22 protein-coding genes are annotated in these 19,144 nt (G+C 46.7%); 10 read left to right on the top strand and 12 right to left on the bottom strand.

What is annotated here, in order from left to right; all coding sequences use genetic code 11:
* Positions 1 to 35: 35 nt before the first annotated feature.
* A complete protein-coding gene (gene pstS / locus B0180_RS05845; RefSeq protein WP_078256077.1) occupies positions 36 to 1,175 on the bottom strand; it encodes a phosphate ABC transporter substrate-binding protein PstS in 1,140 nt (379 codons plus the stop codon).
* A 349-nt stretch (positions 1,176 to 1,524) separates the two neighbouring features.
* Here pstS and B0180_RS05840 point away from each other — a divergent pair, with 349 nt between their 5' ends.
* From B0180_RS05840 to B0180_RS05820, 5 genes are all read left to right on the top strand, one after another.
* Positions 1,525 to 2,349, top strand: coding sequence for a M48 family metallopeptidase (locus B0180_RS05840; RefSeq protein ID WP_078256076.1), 825 nt, complete (start codon positions 1,525 to 1,527; stop codon positions 2,347 to 2,349).
* Positions 2,350 to 2,380: 31 nt separating this feature from the next.
* Complete coding sequence (locus tag B0180_RS05835) at positions 2,381 to 2,701, top strand: BolA family protein (protein ID WP_078256075.1); 321 nt, start codon at positions 2,381 to 2,383, stop codon at positions 2,699 to 2,701.
* A gap of 69 nt (positions 2,702 to 2,770) precedes the next feature.
* Positions 2,771 to 3,163 carry a hypothetical protein gene (locus B0180_RS05830; RefSeq protein WP_078256074.1) on the top strand — a complete coding sequence of 131 codons (393 nt, stop codon included), beginning with the start codon at positions 2,771 to 2,773 and terminating at the stop codon, positions 3,161 to 3,163.
* A gap of 3 nt (positions 3,164 to 3,166) precedes the next feature.
* Positions 3,167 to 4,876, top strand: coding sequence for a SulP family inorganic anion transporter (locus B0180_RS05825; RefSeq protein WP_078256073.1), 1,710 nt, complete (start codon positions 3,167 to 3,169; stop codon positions 4,874 to 4,876).
* A gap of 139 nt (positions 4,877 to 5,015) precedes the next feature.
* On the top strand, positions 5,016 to 5,342 hold the full coding sequence (locus B0180_RS05820) for a protein tyrosine phosphatase family protein (RefSeq protein WP_078256072.1): 327 nt from the start codon (positions 5,016 to 5,018) through the stop codon (positions 5,340 to 5,342).
* Between the two features lie 48 nt (positions 5,343 to 5,390).
* Here the strand turns inward: B0180_RS05820 and B0180_RS05815 are convergent, their stop codons facing one another.
* A complete protein-coding gene (locus tag B0180_RS05815; RefSeq protein WP_078256071.1) occupies positions 5,391 to 6,119 on the bottom strand; it encodes an RluA family pseudouridine synthase in 729 nt (242 codons plus the stop codon).
* Positions 6,120 to 6,300: 181 nt separating this feature from the next.
* Here B0180_RS05815 and trxA point away from each other — a divergent pair, with 181 nt between their 5' ends.
* The 4 genes from trxA to B0180_RS05795 all read left to right on the top strand — a co-directional run bounded on the left by trxA (position 6,301) and on the right by B0180_RS05795 (position 9,480).
* Entirely contained in the window at positions 6,301 to 6,621 is a 321-nt protein-coding gene (gene trxA / locus B0180_RS05810) for a thioredoxin (protein WP_049237741.1), read from the top strand.
* 234 nt (positions 6,622 to 6,855) lie between these two features.
* Complete coding sequence (gene rho, locus B0180_RS05805; RefSeq protein ID WP_078256070.1) at positions 6,856 to 8,124, top strand: transcription termination factor Rho; 1,269 nt, start codon at positions 6,856 to 6,858, stop codon at positions 8,122 to 8,124.
* Between the two features lie 363 nt (positions 8,125 to 8,487).
* Complete coding sequence (locus B0180_RS05800; protein WP_078256069.1) at positions 8,488 to 8,856, top strand: hypothetical protein; 369 nt, start codon at positions 8,488 to 8,490, stop codon at positions 8,854 to 8,856.
* Between the two features lie 210 nt (positions 8,857 to 9,066).
* Positions 9,067 to 9,480, top strand: coding sequence for an Ohr family peroxiredoxin (locus tag B0180_RS05795; protein ID WP_078256068.1), 414 nt, complete (start codon positions 9,067 to 9,069; stop codon positions 9,478 to 9,480).
* 145 nt (positions 9,481 to 9,625) lie between these two features.
* On the opposite strand, the gene B0180_RS05790 is transcribed toward B0180_RS05795, so the two are convergent.
* The 10 genes from B0180_RS05790 to B0180_RS05745 form a co-directional block, all read right to left on the bottom strand.
* Positions 9,626 to 11,152, bottom strand: coding sequence for a fumarate hydratase (locus B0180_RS05790; protein WP_049237747.1), 1,527 nt, complete (start codon positions 11,150 to 11,152; stop codon positions 9,626 to 9,628).
* A 132-nt stretch (positions 11,153 to 11,284) separates the two neighbouring features.
* Positions 11,285 to 12,382 (bottom strand): histidinol-phosphate transaminase, encoded by a 1,098-nt coding sequence (gene hisC, locus B0180_RS05785; protein ID WP_078256067.1) that lies wholly within the window; start codon positions 12,380 to 12,382, stop codon positions 11,285 to 11,287.
* Positions 12,383 to 12,470: 88 nt separating this feature from the next.
* Entirely contained in the window at positions 12,471 to 13,778 is a 1,308-nt protein-coding gene (gene hisD / locus B0180_RS05780) for a histidinol dehydrogenase (RefSeq protein ID WP_078256066.1), read from the bottom strand.
* Between the two features lie 197 nt (positions 13,779 to 13,975).
* Positions 13,976 to 14,320, bottom strand: a complete 345-nt coding sequence (locus tag B0180_RS05775) for a gamma-glutamylcyclotransferase family protein (RefSeq protein ID WP_078256065.1) — start codon at positions 14,318 to 14,320, stop codon at positions 13,976 to 13,978.
* A gap of 5 nt (positions 14,321 to 14,325) precedes the next feature.
* On the bottom strand, positions 14,326 to 14,982 hold the full coding sequence (gene hisG, locus B0180_RS05770) for an ATP phosphoribosyltransferase (RefSeq protein WP_078256064.1): 657 nt from the start codon (positions 14,980 to 14,982) through the stop codon (positions 14,326 to 14,328).
* A 77-nt stretch (positions 14,983 to 15,059) separates the two neighbouring features.
* Positions 15,060 to 16,322 carry a UDP-N-acetylglucosamine 1-carboxyvinyltransferase gene (gene murA / locus B0180_RS05765; protein WP_078256063.1) on the bottom strand — a complete coding sequence of 421 codons (1,263 nt, stop codon included), beginning with the start codon at positions 16,320 to 16,322 and terminating at the stop codon, positions 15,060 to 15,062.
* Positions 16,323 to 16,337: 15 nt separating this feature from the next.
* Entirely contained in the window at positions 16,338 to 16,580 is a 243-nt protein-coding gene (locus B0180_RS05760) for a BolA family protein (RefSeq protein WP_078256062.1), read from the bottom strand.
* A 135-nt stretch (positions 16,581 to 16,715) separates the two neighbouring features.
* Positions 16,716 to 17,468, bottom strand: a complete 753-nt coding sequence (locus B0180_RS05755; protein ID WP_078256061.1) for a BON domain-containing protein — start codon at positions 17,466 to 17,468, stop codon at positions 16,716 to 16,718.
* 67 nt (positions 17,469 to 17,535) lie between these two features.
* A complete protein-coding gene (locus B0180_RS05750) occupies positions 17,536 to 17,955 on the bottom strand; it encodes a YraN family protein (RefSeq protein ID WP_078256060.1) in 420 nt (139 codons plus the stop codon).
* Positions 17,955 to 18,428, bottom strand: a complete 474-nt coding sequence (locus tag B0180_RS05745) for an RDD family protein (RefSeq protein WP_233424938.1) — start codon at positions 18,426 to 18,428, stop codon at positions 17,955 to 17,957. The genes B0180_RS05750 and B0180_RS05745 overlap by 1 nt, the downstream gene beginning before the upstream one ends.
* A gap of 142 nt (positions 18,429 to 18,570) precedes the next feature.
* Here B0180_RS05745 and rlmH point away from each other — a divergent pair, with 142 nt between their 5' ends.
* Positions 18,571 to 19,053: a 23S rRNA (pseudouridine(1915)-N(3))-methyltransferase RlmH gene (gene rlmH / locus B0180_RS05740; RefSeq protein WP_078256097.1), complete on the top strand. Its 483-nt coding sequence runs from the start codon at positions 18,571 to 18,573 to the stop codon at positions 19,051 to 19,053.
* Positions 19,054 to 19,144 lie beyond the last annotated feature (91 nt).

The raw sequence follows: 19,144 nt of genomic DNA, 5'->3' as shown, positions 1-19,144 counted from the left end.
ACATTTCAAGAAGTCATCGCAGCTTATAGGGCAGCTTATTGTGCATAAACTGCATTGCCGCTTGAGTCTTTCACTTCGCTCCAGCTTGCCTTGAACAGCTCAACCGCTTTGTCGCTGAATGGTACATAGTCAAGATCTAGCGCTGCTTGGTCACCATTGGTGTATGCCCAGTCAAAGAATCTTAGAACACCAGCAACTTGCTCAGGATTTTCTGGGTTTTTGTGTACGATGATGAAAGTTGCAGCAGCGATTGGCCATGCGCCTGCAGTTTCTGAGTTGGTTAGCACTTGGTTAAAGCCAGGTGCTGCTGACCAATCGATGTCACCTGCAGCAGCGAAACTGTCAGCTGATGGCTGAACAAATTCACCAGCGGCGTTTTTAAGTGCTACATGAGACATGCCATTTTGCTTGGCGTAGGCGTATTCTACATAGCCGATTGAGTTTTTGATGCGGCTAACATAGCTTGCTACGCCTTCGTTACCTTTACCAGCAGCGCCTGAAGAAGCGGTTGGCCATTTGATGGCTTTGTCCACGCCCACTGAGCTTGCCCAGTCGGTTGAAACTTTATTTAGGTAGTCAGTGAAGTTAAAGGTCGTGCCTGAACCGTCTGAACGGAATACTGTGGTGATGTCAGCATCTGGCAGTGTCAAATCTGGGTTAAGTGCAACAATCGCAGGATCGTTCCACTTCGTCACTTTACCCAAGTAGATATTTGCCAAAGTTTCGCCATCTAGCTTAAGCGCGCCAGCTTCGATACCTTCGATATTCACCACAGGTACAACACCGCCGATCACTGTTGGGAACTGGATTAGGTTTTCAGCGTTTAGCTCATCCACAGTCAATGGCGCATCTGAAGCACCGAAGTCAACAGTTTTAGCGATGATTTGCTTGATACCACCTGAGGAACCGATTGATTGATAGTTCACTTGACCGCTGGTAGCTTCTTTGAAATCAGCTGACCATTTGGCATAGATTGGTTGTGGGAAAGATGCGCCTGCGCCTGTGATGTTGATAGCAACTTGTTCCATAGCGGCTGGGGCAGCGTCAGCTGGAGCTGCTGTCGTTGCAGCTGGTTCTGGCTGAGTCGCGGCAGCTTGTTCGTCTTTTTTGCTACAAGCAGTTAGCGCGATAACAGCAGCGACAGATAGGCTGATCAATTTGATGTTCGTTTTCATCATAACTCCGTTGGGTAAACTCTAGTAAGGATATGGATGTTAAAAGCTAAGGAGATTTATCACATAAGTTATGCGTATTGTAAAAATCGTGCATGACGATTTAATGACTGACAGATGACGGTTATATGAAAATTATATGACAATTTGATGACAAGGCTTTTGGCAGGCAAGTCAGGCGAGCTTTAAATAAACTGGCTTTTAAAAAATAGCGACTGAAATAGTGATTCTATGAATAATGATAATTTGTGAATTTTTTGTTTAGATCGCTAGGCTTATAAAGGGCTTTGGTTTATAATCACTACAAGCGTTACGATTTTAAGACATCACAGGCATTCTACGAGGGACGAGTATGCAAAGTTTCATCAAAAAAAATGTTTTGGCAGTGACTTTGGCTGCAGCCACTGTCGCACCGATTGCTGGCTGCTCTAGCACCACCAGCGCAGGCGTGGTGGGTGCCGACCGAAAACAGCTATTATTGGTTTCAAGTGAAGAGATCATGCAGCTGTCCAATCGAGCCTATCTACAAACCATCAATGAAGCGCGCGCCAAAGGCAAGCTTGATAATAATTATGCGCAAGTTCAGCGCCTTCGCCGCATTGCCAATCATCTGATTCCACAGACGACAGCGCTGCGTCCAGATGCGACCAGCTGGGATTGGAAAGTGCATGCCATCACCGATAATCAAATCAATGCCTATGTCATGCCAGGCGGCAAGATTGTCTTTTATACTGGCATCATTGAGCGGCTGAAGCTGACCGATGCCGAAATCGCTGCCATCATGGGGCATGAGATGGCGCATGCGTTGCGTGAGCATTCTCGCGAAAAAGCCAGCCGAGGCGTCGCCACCCAAGGCGTTCTGGGTATCGCAGTGAGCGCGCTTGGGCTATCAAGCGGTCAAGCACAGCTGGTAGGCTTGGCAGGTCAGCTGGGACTGGACCTACCGCACTCGCGCACCCAAGAGGCAGAAGCTGATAAAATTGGCATTGAGCTGATGGCACGTGCAGGCTACGATCCAAATGCTGCGGTCACTTTGTGGCAAAAAATGCAGTCAGCTGGTGGTGGCAGCGTGCCGCAGTTTTTGAGCACACACCCAAGCTCTGCCAATCGCATTAGCAATCTAAAAGCCTTGGTGCCAACGGTCATGCCACTGTATCAGGCAGCACCCAGACGCTAATTGATCAAATTAAACTTAGTTAAGTGATATGATGAATAACCCAACAGCAGCGGCGCTGAGTGCAGCACTACAAGCGCTTAGCCCCAGCACACTGTCATTGCAGAACGAAAGTCACATGCATGCTGGCTATTTTGAGGGCAAAGAAAGCCACTTTAAGCTTTTGATTGTCAGTGAAGCGTTTGAGGGGCAGCGCTTGGCTGCTCGCCATCAGGCAGTCTATGCCTTGGCTCAGCCTTTTTTGACGAGTGGCGGCGGCACGGTTCACGCCCTTGCCATCCATGCCTATACGCCTGATGAATGGGCGAAGCTTGAGCAAGCACCTGACAGCCCTTTGTGCGCTTCTCGTCGCTGATAATTTGCCTTGGCGTTATGATCTATGATTAAGTTAAGGCTAAAAATTGATTTTAATAGGGATTTTATGATGAAAAAATTCATGATCACCGCAGCCTCAGTTGTCGCGCTGGCAGGCTGTGCCACTACTGGCAATATCACGCCGCAGTATGTCAATCCCAATATGTATCACAGCTATGACTGCACTCAGCTGCAGTCAGAAGTGCGCCGCGTCACCACTTTGGTCGAAAGAGCTCAAAATGAGCAAATTGGTTTATCCGCCTCTGGCATTGGGATCGGTGTGACAGGCAGCCGCCACGGCATCTATCCAAGCATCAGCTGGGGCGTGGGCACCAATAGCAGACAGCGCGCCGCCAAAAAAGAGACACTCTCTCGCTTATATGGTGAGCATGATGCCATGATTCTTGCCGCTCGCCAAAAACAATGTGCGTTTGCCCAAGGTGTGAAAATCTACGGAGAATAATTGATGAGAGTGCAAAATCTACTACCTCATTGGGTTTTGCAGCTCATTCAGCATCCGCGCACGGCTCTATCTGACATCCCTGCTGGGCTTATGATGGCAGTGCTGGTTATCCCTCAAAGTCTGGGCTATGCTGCCTTGGCAGGTCTACCACCCATTATGGGGCTATATGCTGCCATCGCGCCTGTGATTGTCTACGCATGGATAGGCGCCAGCAGCGTCTCATCTATCGGTCCAGTGGCCATTACCGCCATCATGACCGCATCAGCACTGACTGGCTATGCCGCCGGCAGCTTACAATACACCTCACTTGCCATTATTCTTGCCTTTATGGTAGGCGGGATTTTATTGATCGCTGGGCTGATTCGTCTGGGCTGGATTATGCAGTTTGTCAGTCGTGGCGTCGCCTCAGGATTTATCAGTGGGGCAGCAGTATTAATTATTTTTAGTCAAATCAAGCACATCATCGGCGTCCCTTTAAATGCTGACAGCTTGATCGACCTGTTTTTAAGTGTTTATGCCAGTACTCAGCCCATCCATCTACCGACAGTTTTACTTGGGGTTAGCGCCACCCTTTTATTGATCATCAGTCGTTATGGTGAGGCGATGATTTGGGGCTGGCTGCCGACTCAGTGGCGCGGCTTTGGCAATCGCTTTTTTGTCATTTTAATTGTCGCTCTCTCCATTTGGCTTAGTCATCGCATGGGATTTGAGCAAATGCAGATCAGATTGCTACAACCTTTGCCCACAGGTTTACCCAAAATCGCTTTTCCCAATTTTTCTGTAACCACTTTATTAGATTTATTACCCTCGGCGCTTTTGATCGCGCTGATCGCTTTTATTTCGTCAAGTACGATCTCAGCACAGCAGGCACGGATACGCGGTGAGCCGTACGATGCCAACAAAGAGCTTGGGGGCTTGGGTTTGGCGAACATCACCAGCGGTGCCTTTGGTGGTTTTGCGGTCGCAGGCGGTATCTCGCGCACCAGCCTAAACCTGTCTGTGGGCGCCAAAACACCGTTAGCGTCCATCATTTGCGCCTTGGGCGTGCTAATGATCTTGCTTTTTTTGGGGCGCTATTTGGCAGGTCTGCCCTATGCCATTTTGGCAGCAGTGATCATCAGCTCTGTCATCTCGATGGTTGATACCAAAACTTTTATCAGCGCGTGGCAGCTGGATAAATTCGATGCCATTTGTTTTGGTATCACCTTCTTTACCTCGATTATTTTTGGTTTAAATAGCGGTTTGGTTGTCGGACTTTTGGCAAGTTTTGCCGCGATGATTTATCGCACACATCAAGTACACATCGCCATTGTGGGGCGCGTCGGTGACAGCGAACATTTTCGTAATATTGAGCGGCACGAAGCAACCACTTTTGATGGGCTGCTGCTTTTGCGCATTGATGAAAGCTTGTATTTTGGTAATGCTCAGTCCGTTCTTGCCAATTTAACCCAGCTGTCTGACGACCCCAGCATTCATGACATTGTCCTGATGATGACTGCAGTCAATCACGTCGATTTATCCGCCCAAGAGATGCTTATCACCTTCAATCAAAGCTGCATTGAGCGTGGTCAGCGCCTACATTTGGCTGAAGTCAAGGGTCCTGTGATGGATATTCTAAAGACAAGTCCGATGGTTGAAGATCTGTCAGGGCGTATTTTTTTAAGTGCCAATCAAGCAGTTCAAAGCCTGACCAAGCCCAGCACAGACCTTTGAACCAGCCCTACCTTATTCCATTTTGAAAAAATGACAGCTGTAATCGCTAAATACTGTCATAAGCTTATGCCAAATCACAATTGCAAGTCATCTTGGCATTAGGTATCATAAATTCAAAACAAATATCAAGGATTCACTCATGCACAGTCAAATCACCCTTTATAAACAAATCCATCCCAAGCAATGTCATGGACTTGCCAAATTGGGCTTTAAAAGTTTGATTAATCTGCGTTTTGATGACGAAATTGATGGGCAGCCTAAAGGGTCTGACATTGCTCAAAGTGCCGAAATCGCTGGACTTAGCTATCACACCCTGCCGATTGATATTGACGACATCCATCTCACCCAAGCCCAAGCGTTCGCTGATCTGATTAAAGATGCGCCAAAACCTGTGATGGTATTTTGTGGTACAGGCTCACGCGCCAAGCGTCTGTATCAATGCGCGGTCGTCTCGGGTTTGATCTGATAAGGCTGTAATGATCTTTGGGTCATCACCCTATCAAAATATATATCCTTAAAATGGCACTGGACTGGTCCAATCCATCCAAATGCCATGCGTTGGGTGTTTTAAGCGAAGCTTGTGAGCGTGTAGATTTAAGCGATTTGACAGTGTAAGCGCCACATCTTCAGCATAAATGGGATCACCGATCATCACATGACCCAGATGTACCATATGCACCCTAAGCTGATGACTACGCCCTGTGATGGGCTTGAGCGCCACTCGAGTCACAGGATGCGCCCTGCCGCTCTCATCACAGCGCAGCTCATGATGTAACACTTCATAATGGGTCAGCGCCCGCTTATTCCAATCCATATCGACAATATGACGCGGCTTGGTTGTTGGCTCATAGCGCACAGGCACATCAATGACACCCTTTTTATCGTCTGTCATCAATGTTCCAAACACAACGGCTTGATATTCTTTTTGGGGAATGCGGTCAATGAACTGCTTACTGATGTGCGTTTGAGCCTCACTGGATTTGGCAAAAATAATGAGCCCTGAGGTATCCATATCCAGTCGATGAATGAGCTTAATGTTGGGATTAACGCGCAAAAGTCGCGACTGCAAACTGACCTTTAGCACGCGTCCATCGACACTCAAAAGCCCAGCTGGCTTATCTAGCACCCAAATGTCCTCATCTTCATAAATCGTGATTGATTTGGCAAATTCGTGAAAAAATAAGTCATCTTGCGCAAGCTCTAGCGCATTCATGCGAAGAATATCAGCATCAGTTAAGGTCATCTTTTATTTGCTCAATCAGTAAGTTTGATAAATTCAATCGCCCACTCAGGGCTTGGGGCAGAAAGGCTATTATTATATCATGACTTAGCGCCCAAGCTGACATCTTGAATTTTTTTGCAATAAACCACATAATGCTTCATAGGCAATCGCCATTTATCCACTGTTAAAAAGGAAGCAAATTATGTCAATTATTAATGCCACTGATGCCAGCTTTGATGCTGATGTTTTAGGTTCTGATGAATTAGTTTTGGTTGATTTTTGGGCGGCGTGGTGCGGTCCATGTAAAGCCATCGCACCTGTACTTGAAGAACTTGCCGAAGATTATGCCGGTCGTGTTAAGATCGTCAAAGTCGATGTCGACGCTAACCCGCAATCTGCAGCGCGTTTTGGTATTCGTAGCATCCCAACGTTATTTGTCTTTAAAAATGGTGAGCGAGTTGACACTGTGGTCGGTGGTCGTCCAAAATCTGAGTTTGCCGCTTTGCTTGACAAGCATTTATAATAGACCGATTCATCTTAAAACCTGATTTGATCATTTTCAAATCAGGTTTATTTTTGGATAAAATTTTTGAGAATTTCACCTAAGTTTGCCGCTCAACTCTTGACAAACGCTTGATTTGCGCTTAATATGAGCGCACCTGCAATCACCTTCTCAGATTGCATTTTTCTTTTTCTACCTCATGCAAATCTATCATTCTGCTTTTTTAGGCTGATCATTCACACATCTTACCTATCTATGAACTTAACCGAACTAAAAAGAAAATCCGTTGGCGAGTTACTTGCGATCGCTGAATCCATGGGTCTGGACAATATGGCTCGCAGTCGCAAACAAGACATCATTTTCGCCATTTTGAAGACACATGCCAGAAATGGCGAAGCAATTTACGGCGATGGCGTGCTTGAAATTTTGCCTGATGGATTTGGTTTTTTGCGCTCAAGCGAAGGTTCATACTTGGCAGGGCCAGACGACATCTATGTCAGCCCAAGCCAAATCCGCAGATTTAATTTGCAAACTGGCGACTCCATCGCAGGGCAGATCCGCCCACCCAAGGACTCAGAAAGATATTTTGCTCTGTTAAAGGTGAGTGAAATTAACTTTGATACGCCTGATCGTAGTCGCCACAAGCTGATTTTTGAAAACTTGACGCCGCTTTTTCCTACCAAGCAGCTGGTGCTTGAGACAGGCAACGGCACGACCGAAGACTTAACTGGGCGTATCATTGACTTGATCGCACCGATTGGTAAAGGTCAGCGCTCTATCATCGTAGCGCCGCCCAAAGCAGGTAAAACGGTGCTATTACAGACCATCGCGCAAGCCATCACCAAAAATCATCCTGAGTGCCATCTGATTGTTTTATTGATTGATGAGCGCCCAGAAGAAGTGACCGAAATGCAGCGCACCGTGCGCGGAGAAGTGGTTGCCTCCACCTTCGATGAGCCGCCGCAGCGACACATTCAAGTTGCCGAGATGGTCATCGAAAAAGCCAAACGCTTAGTAGAACATAAGCAAGATGTGGTCATTTTACTTGATTCTATCACACGCTTAGCACGCGCTTATAATACTGTTATCCCCTCAAGTGGTAAGGTACTGACAGGCGGTGTGGACGCTCATGCACTTGAGCGCCCCAAGCGCTTTTTTGGCGCTGCCAGAAATGTGGAAGAAGGCGGCAGCCTAACCATCATCTCAACCGCCTTGATTGATACAGGCTCAAAGATGGACAGCGTCATTTTTGAAGAATTCAAAGGTACAGGCAACCAAGAAATCACCTTGGAGCGCGAGCTGGCTGAGCGCCGCATCTTCCCTGCCATTAATATCAAAAAATCCAGCACTCGCCGAGAAGAGCGCTTGCTTGATGAAGAAACTTTGCGCCGCGTTTGGATCCTTCGTAAATTGATGCAGCCGATGGAAGACTCGCAAGCCACAGAGTTTTTGCTTGAGCGCCTAAAAGACTCCAAAACCAATGAAGAGTTTTTTGAACAAATGGTTAAAAAGGCTCAAAGCTGAATCCAAAGACACAGATGTGCCAAGCACTAGGCTTTGGGCACGCATCACAGCGTAAATCTAAAAATATTTTGTGTCATTGAATTGTAATATTAAAAAATGTATGCTAAGATATTTTTAACACCGAAGCCTGATGCAATATAATTGCCGCTTGCTTGAGTGGCATAAGCAAAGTTAAAAGTATATTTTGTTACATATTTCATATATAGTTTAACAAAATTCTATTTTTATCTTTGCTAAATTGTTGTATACTGATACAAATGTGTATCGACCTATGGATAGAAGATTGGCATTTTTAAATTAAAAATGCTTAATTGATATTCCGTAGGTATTTTTCTGTCAAATACTCATCTATTGGAGTTTATTATGCAAACCAAACTAATCGCATCTGCATTGATCGCTGCTCTAGCTCTAACTGCTTGCTCAAAGCCAGCTGACCAAGCTCAAGATTCTGCTAACACTGCTGCTGAAGCTGCGGTAGACGCACAACAAGCTGCTAATGAAGCTGCTGCAACTACTGGTGAAGCTACTGCAGACGCTGCTAACGCTGCTGCTGAAGCTGCTGCAGACGCAACTGAAGCTGCTAACGAAGCTTCTGCTGAAGCGACTGACGCTATGACCAGCGATGCTACTGCTGCTGAAGCTGCTCAAGCTCAAGCTGCTGCTGACCAAGCTCAAGCTAACGCTGAAGCTGCTCAAGAAGCTGCTACTGAAGCGACTGAACAATCTAAATAATTTGATACAGCTGATAGCTGAAGCAAATTATCTGATTTCAGATGAAAGAGAACTCTACGGAGTTCTCTTTTTTTGGCTCAACATAAAACAGTAAGTAAAAAAGTACATTTTTTTACTTGGCTTGGCAGGGAATTTTGCTACAATCAAAACACAAAGCATGATTTTTGAGTCATGCCAATTTACCCAAGGACAATGAGTTAGGAGAGCCAAATGAGCAAAATTTATGAAACTACGGCAAGTGTTGTCGGCGCTAGAACAGGTACAGCGACTTTATCAGACGACGATAACAGCTATAATATGGTTCAACCGGGTAGCAATAAAGACGGTAACAACCCTGAGCAGTTTTTTGCCATGGGCTATGCCGCCTGTTTTGATGGCGCACTGGGCTTGGTCAAAAAATCTGCCGGTAAAACATTTGACAGTAAAACTCAAGTCACCATTGAGCTAAATAAAGAAGGCGATTCCAACTTCTTTTTAACCGGCGCCATCCATGTGGTCGCAACTAGTGGTGACATTACCGAAGATGAGCTATTATCACTGGTTGAAAAAACTCATACCGTCTGCCCTTATTCCAAAGCGGTTGAAGGTAATATCGACATGAAGCTCAGTGCTTCGGTGGAATAATTTGGTTAAATAATTTGACTTTGGTATGCCGCTCAAATCAGTCGCTTGATTTGAGCGGTTTTATCTTTGGCTTATGCGTAATTTTAGCTATAAAAAATTGCCCCAGGAGACACCTAGGGCAATACAGTAAAATCAGCTTAAGAAATTAAGCTTCCACCACAGGAATCTTGCCGATTTTGGCTTGCCAAATCTTAGGCGCAGTAGCGTGCACTGAGCTGCCGCTGCTATCTACAGCGACTGTCACTGGCATGTCTTTGACCTCAAACTCATAGATCGCTTCCATGCCAAGCTCAGGGAATGCCACCACTTTTGCATTTTTGATGGCTTTTGAAACCAAATATGCCGAGCCGCCCACTGCCATCAGATAAACTGCATTATTATCAGCAATTGCCTGACAAGCCGCCTCGCCACGCTCTGATTTACCAATCATGCCAAGTAGCCCAGTTTGCTCTAGCATTTGACGGGTAAATTTATCCATGCGTGTCGCTGTCGTAGGACCTGCCGGACCCACCACCTCATCACCCACAGGATCGACCGGACCAACATAGTAAATGATCTTATTGGTGAAATCGACTGGCAGCGTTTCACCATTATTAAGCATATCAGTCATGCGCTTATGCGCAGCGTCGCGACCTGTGTAGATTTTGCCACTCAGAAGCAGAACATCGCCTGTTTGCCAAGTTGCCACCTCTTCTTTGGTCAATGTATCGACATTGATTCGCTTGCCATTTTCAGGATTGTAAGTCACATCTGGATACACATCCAAACTTGGCGGCACCAGCTCAACTGGACCTGAGCCATCAAGCTCAAATTCTACATGGCGTGTGGCGGCGCAGTTTGGAATCATTGCCACAGGTTTTGAGGCGGCATGTGTTGGGTAATCAAGAATCTTAACATCCAGCACCGTTGTCAATCCACCCAAACCTTGTGCGCCGATGCCCAAAGCATTGACTTTTTCATAAAGCTCCAAGCGCAATGCTTCGGTGGTTGACAGCTCAGCACCAGAGTCGGCTTTTTGTTTGAGCTCGTGAATGTCGATGTGACTCATCAAAGACTCTTTGGCAAGCAGCGCTGCTTTTTCTGGCGTGCCACCAATACCAATACCCAAAATCCCAGGCGGGCACCAGCCTGCGCCCATGGTCGGGATGGTTTTAAGCACCCAATCCACGATGCTGTCCGATGGGTTTAGCATGGCAAGCTTTGATTTGTTTTCAGAGCCGCCACCTTTGGCAGCACAAGTCACTTCCACTTTATCACCCGCCACAATCTCCATATGGATGACCGCTGGCGTATTGTCTTTGGTGTTTTGGCGCTTGCCTGCTGGGTCTGCCAGCACCGAAGCGCGTAGCGTGTTATCCGCATGATTATAAGCACGGCGCACGCCTTCATTAACCATATCGGCGACGCTCATGGTGGCATCCCAAGTCACATTCATGCCAACTTTCAAAAATACCGTCGCGATGCCTGTATCCTGACAAATCGGACGATGCCCTTCGGCACACATACGACTATTGACCAAAATTTGGGTCATGGCATCCTTGGCAGCGGGGTTTTCTTCACGCTCCAAGGCCTCAACCAACGCCTCGATATAATCTGTAGGATGGTAGTAGCTGATGTACTGAAAAGCATCGGCAATACTTTGAATAAAATCATCTTGCTTAATGACGGTCATGGTGACTTCCTTTTGGCTAATTTGGTGCTAAGCACGCAAACGGCTAATATTTGCTTAAGTAATCTTAAGCTACTTTAAAATTTTAAAATCTTGGCAAGCCTTTATGGGCAAGCCGATCAAGCAGGTCAGTAATTAATTATCAACTGACAAAATCTGAGTCAGTACTTCGATCAGTCGCTCGTTTTGAGCTTGTGTGCCCACACTGATGCGCAGATAGTCTTTGATGCGCGGCTGCTTAAAATGACGCACAATCACGCCTTCTTGACGCAGACGATCGCTGATGTCTGCTGCGTCATGAGCAGCTAAGGTGGCAAAGACAAAATTCGCCGCTGAAGGCAGTACTGTAAAGCCAAGCGCCTGCAAGTCTTGGGTGAGCGCCTGACGAAGCTTGATCACCTTGGTGCGCTGATCTTCAAAATAGTCCACATCTTCGACGCTGGCTTTGGCGCCTGCTTGGGCGATGCGGTCAAGCGGATAAGAATTAAAGCTATTTTTCATCGCCGTCAAAGCCGCGATCAAATTTGGATTAGCAAATGCCATACCCACGCGCAAGCCAGCCAAGGCACGAGATTTTGAGAAGGTTTGGGTAACCACCAAATTATCAAACTGGCGAATCAAGCGTATCGCAGAGGCTTCTTTGACATCATCGGCATAATCAATATATGCTTCATCGATCACCACCACCGCATCAGGGTGCATGGCGATGAGCTTTTTGATATCTTCGATGGATAACAGGCGCCCTGTCGGTGCATTTGGATTTGCCAATATCACCCCATCACAAGGCTTATGATAGTCTTCCACATCAATACTAAAGTCGTCCTTGAGTGGGATGCTTTGGGTTGTCACGCCGAAGGTATCGGCATACACAGGATAAAAGCTATAACTGATGTCTGGCATGAGCAGCGGACGCTCTTTGGTAAAAAAGCACGCAAATACTAACGCCAACACTTCATCTGACCCATTACCAACAAACACTTCCTCTGGCTTAAGCCCATAATACCCTGCCAAAGCCTGACAAAGCTCATCCGACTCAGGCTCTGGATATAAGCGAAGCATACGCGCCTCATCACTGAGCACCGCCTGCATCGCCATCACCGCCTTTGGGCTTGGTGGATAGGGATTTTCGTTAGTATTTAGCTTGACCAAATTATCATGCTTGGGCTGCTCGCCAGGCACATAAGGGCTAAGAGTTTTTGCCTTAGCGCTCCACAAACGATTGTCAATACTCATGATTATCCGAAGCTTCCCTTAGATTTTAAAAGTTATGATGTAATTTAATCAGCTTTAAAACTTTGATTATGTCAATGATTAATAAATCTCACCCATCATGGCGATAGCGCGCTGACAGGGCGTGAGCATCTAAGTTTTCTTGCACTGCCAAAATGTCCGCCGTTTTTGCCAAAGGTCTTGCCCCATCTGGCGTACAATAGATGAGCGATGTTTTTTTGGTAAAATCATACACCCCAAGCGGCGAGCTAAACCGTGCCGTGCCTGATGTCGGCAAGACATGGTTAGAGCCTGCACAATAGTCGCCAATGGCTTCTGGCGTATGTCTTCCTAAGAAAATCGCTCCGGCATGGCGTACATAGTGCGCTACTTCTTCGGGGTTATCCAATGACAGCTCCAAATGCTCAGGGGCAACTTGATTAATGACATCAATGCCTTCGGCTCGGTCTTTGACCAAAATCAATGCCCCGCGACTGGCAAGCGCCTGTTTGGCGATATCGGCTTTTGGCAAAACCGCCAAGGCATCATCAATGGCATCTTTGACCGCTTGCAACTGCTTGGGGCACGTGGTCACAAAAATCGCCTGTGCCACTGTGTCATGCTCAGCTTGCGACAATAAATCCATCGCCAGCCACTCAGCATTATCATCAGGCTCGCCCTCGGCATAGACCAGCACTTCTGACGGTCCTGCAATCATGTCAATGCCCACTTGCCCAAATACCGCACGCTTGGCGGCAGCGACGTATTTGTTGCCAGGCCCTGTGATTTTATCCACCGCAGATATGCTATCAGTGCCATAAGCTAGTGCTGCCACCGCCTGAGCTCCGCCAATGGTAATCACGCTGTCCACGCCTGCCAGATGTGCCGCCGCGAGCACCAAGGGATTAAGTTCACCACTTGGGGCGGGGACAACCATGGTAATGTGTCTGACACCTGCGACTTTGGCAGGTATGGCGTTCATGAGCACGCTGGACGGATAGCTTGCCAATCCCCCCGGCACATAAATGCCCACCCGGTCAAGGGGCGTGACTTTTTGTCCCAAAATATTGCCCAAATGGTCAGTAAAACGAAAGCCTGTCTCCACTTGATGCTGATGAAAGTCAAAAATCCGCTTGGCGGCGTATTCTAAGGCGTGCTTGACATCATCGGTTAAGCCATCAAATGCCGCTTTTAGTTCATCAGCGCTGACAAACAGCTCATCCATGCTGACAGCGGGGTGCTTATCAAACTGTTGGGTATAGCTTAGCACCGCTTCATCACCGCTTTCTCGCACCTTAGCGATGATGTCATTGACCGTGGCAATCAGTGTGCTGTCGGTTACCGTCTCAAAAGCAAGCAAGTCTTTTAACTGGCTGTCAAAGTTATCATCTTGGCTGTTTAAAATTTTTATGTTTGGCATGGCTACTCATTTAATACATATAAAATCAATATAAATTTATCACGACCAAAGCTTGGTCAATTGATGAAATAAGCAAAACTTGGATCCAATCCAGATCAGGTTAGATCATAAACTAATCATATGGCTTTGCTAAAGACGCATTTTACCCAAGCCTTAAGCTTAGATACCTATTTTTAGCATTTTCTAACTAAAAATCGCTAAATCTCACCACGCAATGTGTCATGCAAGGTATAAACATAAGCCATGACAGACCGACCCGATTGAGTCACTACAGTTACCTGATCGCGCTGATATGCTTCACCTTCGAAAGCATCTAGACGATCCCAGTGCACATCAAGCCTATCAGAACCAAATAGCCATCCTTGCACCAACTCAGCGGTATCATCAATCACCAAAGCAGGATAGCCGCCTGTCAGACCAAAACCCATCTCATCCATCACGCCCTTGACCACTGCCTGCTGCCAAGTACCCAAAATCGGCGTCATGATGTGATGATTAGATTTGCCAGGGGCGAGCGTCCCATAAACAAATAGGTGCTCCATGATCTTTAAGCGCCTTGTTCCAGGACTGCTTTTTCCAAAATCTGTAAAATTGGCTCAATCTGCACCAATTTGCGCTTATGGCTGACAGGATTCGCAATCAAGCGCGATGACACTTGACAAATGGTCTCCAAAGGCTCCAAACCATTGGCGCGCAAGGTATTACCCGTATCCACCACATCCACAATCAAATCACCCAATCCCACCAAAGGCGCAAGCTCCATCGAGCCGTACAGCTTGATGATGTCCACCTGCTCACCACGAGACGCAAAATAGCTGCGGGCTACATTGGCATATTTGGTGGCGATACGCAAGCGGCGATTGGGTAGCACCGCGCCTTTGACACCTGCGGTCATTAGACGGCATTTGGCGATGTCTAAGTCAAGCAGCTCATAAATCTGCGCATCGTATTCCATCAAGACATCTTTGCCCGCGACGCCGATGTCCGCCGCACCATGCTCTACATAGGTTGGCACATCAGAAGCTCGCAAAATCAGTAAACGAACATTAGGATGCGTGGTAGGAAAAATAAGCTTTCGAGACTTATTAATGTCTTCGAGCGGTACAATGCCTGCCTTAGCAAATAAAGGCAAAGTTTCATCCAAAATTCGCCCTTTTGACAGGGCAATGGTTAAGCCTGAAAAATTTTCTGTCATGGTTGTCATCAATTGCCGGTGCCACCGTTTAAATAGTAAAAGATTGGGTGTGATTTGGTGAAAATGGCGTCAAAGTCTTTATAACTTTAGACTTTGATACGCTCAATATTCACGCCCAACCCACGCAGTTTATTTTCCACATCATCATAACCACGATCGATATGATAAATGCGGTCAATGATACTCTCACCTTCAGCACACGCTGCCGCCATCACAAGCGACATAGATGCTCGTAAATCGGTCGCCATCACAGGGGCTGGCATGAACTTTTCGACACCTTCAACGATGGCAGTATGACCATCGATGCGAATATTTGCCCCCATGCGCTGAAGCTCTGGCACGTGCATGAAGCGATTTTCAAAGATGTTTTCAATAATCGTGCTTGTGCCTTCTGCCAAGCAGCACACCGCCATCAGCTGTGCTTGCATATCGGTTGGAAATCCTGGATGTACTTGGGTGCGGATGTCAACCGCTTTTGGACGCGTGGTCATCACTGCACGAATCCAGTCATCTCCTGTGGTGATGGTCGCTCCCATGGCTTCAAATTTTTTGAGCACAGGATGTAAAAACTCTGCCGATGTATTGAGCGCCAACACATCGCCGCGGCTCATGAGCGCACCTGCCAAATAAGAGCCTGTCTCGATACGATCTGCGATCACGCTGTACTCACACCCATACAAGCTCTCAACCCCCTCAATGATCATCGTCGTTGTGCCGATACCACTGATTTTAGCGCCCATGGCAACCAACATATTAGCCAAATCTACCACTTCAGGCTCGGTGGCACAATTTTCTAAGCGCGTGGTACCACGAGCGAGCGCTGCTGCCATGATGATGTTTTCGGTGCCGCCAACCGTCACCATATCAAAGCTAAAATCACAGCCGATCAACCGACCACCTGCGGGTGCTTTGGCTTTGACATAGCCATTTTCAACTTCGATGGTCGCACCCAAAGCTTCTAGCGCCTTGAGATGCTGATCCACAGGTCTTGAGCCGATCGAGCAGCCACCTGGTAGGCTGACTTCTGCCTCACCAAAGCGCGCAAGCAGCGGACCTAAGACCAAAATCGATGCGCGCATCGTACGCACCAGCTCATAGGGCGCGTAATAATCTGTCACGACACTGGCATCTGCTGTGACCGTGCTGCCTTCTTTGCGAATTTTGACGCCAGTGCCTGCGATCAGCTCAATCAAAGTGGCTGTATCTTTGAGTGTTGGCACATTATGAAGCACCGTCTCACCATTAGGCAGTAGCATTGCTGCCAGCAGTGGCAGCGCGGCATTTTTTGAACCTGAAATGGTCACCTCGCCAGCGATACGGCTTGCACCTGTGATTTTAAATTTATCCATAACTGATCCCTTAGCTTAAGCTTTTTTGGCGGCGTATTCTGCAGGCGTAAGCGCATAAATCGTCAAAGCGTGCATAGCGCCACTTTGGATATGTTCATTAACAAGTGCATAAATCATCTGCTGACGCGCCACCAAACGCTTACCTTCAAAAGCCTCATCAACGATCAGTAATTCAAATTTATTACCTTCATTCACCGCATCAATGTGGGCATCGGTAAAATGTGGGCGAAGTAGCTCAATTAAAGCTTGTGCATTCATAGATTTTCTCGTTGTCAAAGGGCGGTCAATGCCGCCTAAATAATTGCTGTTATTATATCAAAGTCTGGCAAAATTTATCATCACACGCTGCCAAATATGTCGCCAAATGACCACTACATGGATGTGATACAAAAACTATTGGGGAATTTCAAATACAGGCGCTGTATTGACAGGCGCTGCATTACTGGCGTTGGGTGTATAAATTTCTTGCAAGGTGTAACCACCCTCCACCACATCAGGCTCGGTCACCACGCCACCATAACCATCATCGCTGACATATGCCTCTGCGGCGACCTCATTGGCATAATTTTCAAGCTCCTGAGCACTGACCAAAGTCGTCAAGGTCACTGCAGCTTCCATGCCAGGTGTCGCTTGGATGGCTTCTAAAATGTAGCCTTGCTGATCAGGGGTCAAATAGCCCATGACATAGGCGGTGCGATCGCGTACGATGACTCTGTATTGTGAAGACTTAATGTCTCGATTGGTCAAAAGTCGAGCATTGATTTTCGAGCGCAAGTAATTTTCTTGCAGGGTATGGCTTTGACTTTTTGGGGTCTCAACGACAGTCAAATAATTAAAGACTTTTTCCACGTCTCTCATTGAGTCAATCGTGCGCCCAACTTCAATCTTGATTTGCTCGCTTGGCACTTCACCAGTCAATAAAACTTCTCGGCGAAAACTGGCAATATCAATGCGCACTGCATTTGGGCTAACCCCTGGGATGGTAGCAAGATTGCGGCGTGCGGTAAGCTCGATACTGCTGTCACTGATACGCTCAGGAATGGTGCGACCCATCGCATCAGCGCCGACACTTTGGGTACTGTGAGTGGTGCACGCTGTCAAGCCAAGCGCTGCCGTAGCCATCAAAACGATCAGTAATTTTTTCATAACATCCTTTCCTATCGCTGCGGATTTATCCCGCAGTCAATCAACTTTTCTTGAATTTTATGGTTCATCAAAAGGCATCGGTTAGCCATTCATGACAAACCAAACCATCCATCAAATCAAACACAATCACATCAAAACGATATTCATCATCGGCATACTCAGGATGATCCCTCAAAAACTGCTCAGCGGTTCGGTAGAGTTTTGCCTGCTTTTTTGGAGTGATACTCTCAAGCGCTGTGCCATACACAGAACTTGTTCGGCTACGCACCTCAACAAACACCGTACAAAATTTTGGCGTAGTACCTCTGGAATGCGACACATTCGATTGTAGAGTCGCCCTAGCAATGATATCAATCTCACCAATACCAGGGACATTAAAATTCGTCTGAACGATTTTTAATCCTGCTTTTGAAATGAGTGCTGCAGCCAATTTTTCAAAGGCATCGCCTTGCCTACGCTTGGCAGTTTTGGACAGCGCCTTATCCATCAGCGGATGCGCTTGACCACAACAGTGCTGGCGATTTTATCATGCCAACCTTGCTTATTTTTATCAAAAGCAATCCAAATAAATCCCAAAGCAAAAACAAGCCCTGAAATGGTATAACCAATCAAATAACGCAGTAGCGCTTTTGGCACGCTGATGAATTGTCCTGTTTTGGCATCACGAATCTGCAGCCCAAAAAGCATTTTGCCTGGCGTTGCGCCTTTTTTGACCCAAAACCAAATAAAGATTGCAAGCATCATCAATGACACGATCAGATCCCAAGCGGTATAAGGCTGTATCTGATCAACGGGCATATCCATCATTTGCCCATAGGTGTAAAACCAATAAGGCGCCAGTACCACCATACAAATAAGGCTATCGACAACATATGCTGCAAATCTTATCCAAAATCCTGCATACTCAAACTCTGAGTCGTCATGGCGTGGGTCGTGCGCTATAGAGTGAGTGTTTGCCATCATAGTTTCAAATGCCTGTATGTCTAAATAAAATAATTCTAGCATAACAAAGTTTTGAGATTTTCGCCATAAGTTATGTGATTTTACGGTGAATTTTTGGCAGATTTTGGGTAAAATGACATCAAATCAGCATGAGACTCTTATGAAATTACGAATTTTAAGCGTTGGGCATAAGATGCCCCAGTGGGTACAGACGGGATTTGAGGAATATTTTAAGCGCATTCAGCCAATGATGAGCGTTGAGATGGTGGAGCTGCCACCTGCTAAGCGCAGCAAAAATCCATCGCCTGCCGAGATTGAAAAATATAAATCTGCCGAAGCGATGACCATTTTAAATGCCAAGCACCCAAAAGAGCTTTTATGGCTGCTTGAGGTGAAAGGCAAAATGCTCTCCACCGAGCGCCTGAGTGATAAGCTTGATGTCGCCATGCAAGAAGGCGTAGATATCGCTTTGGTGATTGGTGGTGCTGATGGCGTCTCATCTGAGATATTGCAAGTGGCAGATTTTAAATGGTCGCTATCTGAGCTGACCTTGCCGCATCCTTTAGTGCGCGTGATCGTCATGGAGCAGCTGTACCGTGCGATGAGTATTATTAATAACCATCCTTATCATCGCGGTGGCTAAAGCCATTCAAATCTTGCTTGGCAATGTCCCTATCTGTGATTAAAATCAAAAAAAAACCGCTCTCAATGGAGCGGTTTTTAAGGCGATGTAA

Origin of the sequence: Moraxella canis (assembly GCF_002014965.1) — a bacterium.
Classification (GTDB): domain Bacteria; phylum Pseudomonadota; class Gammaproteobacteria; order Pseudomonadales; family Moraxellaceae; genus Moraxella; species Moraxella canis.
This window is presented reverse-complemented; position numbering and strand designations above follow the sequence as displayed.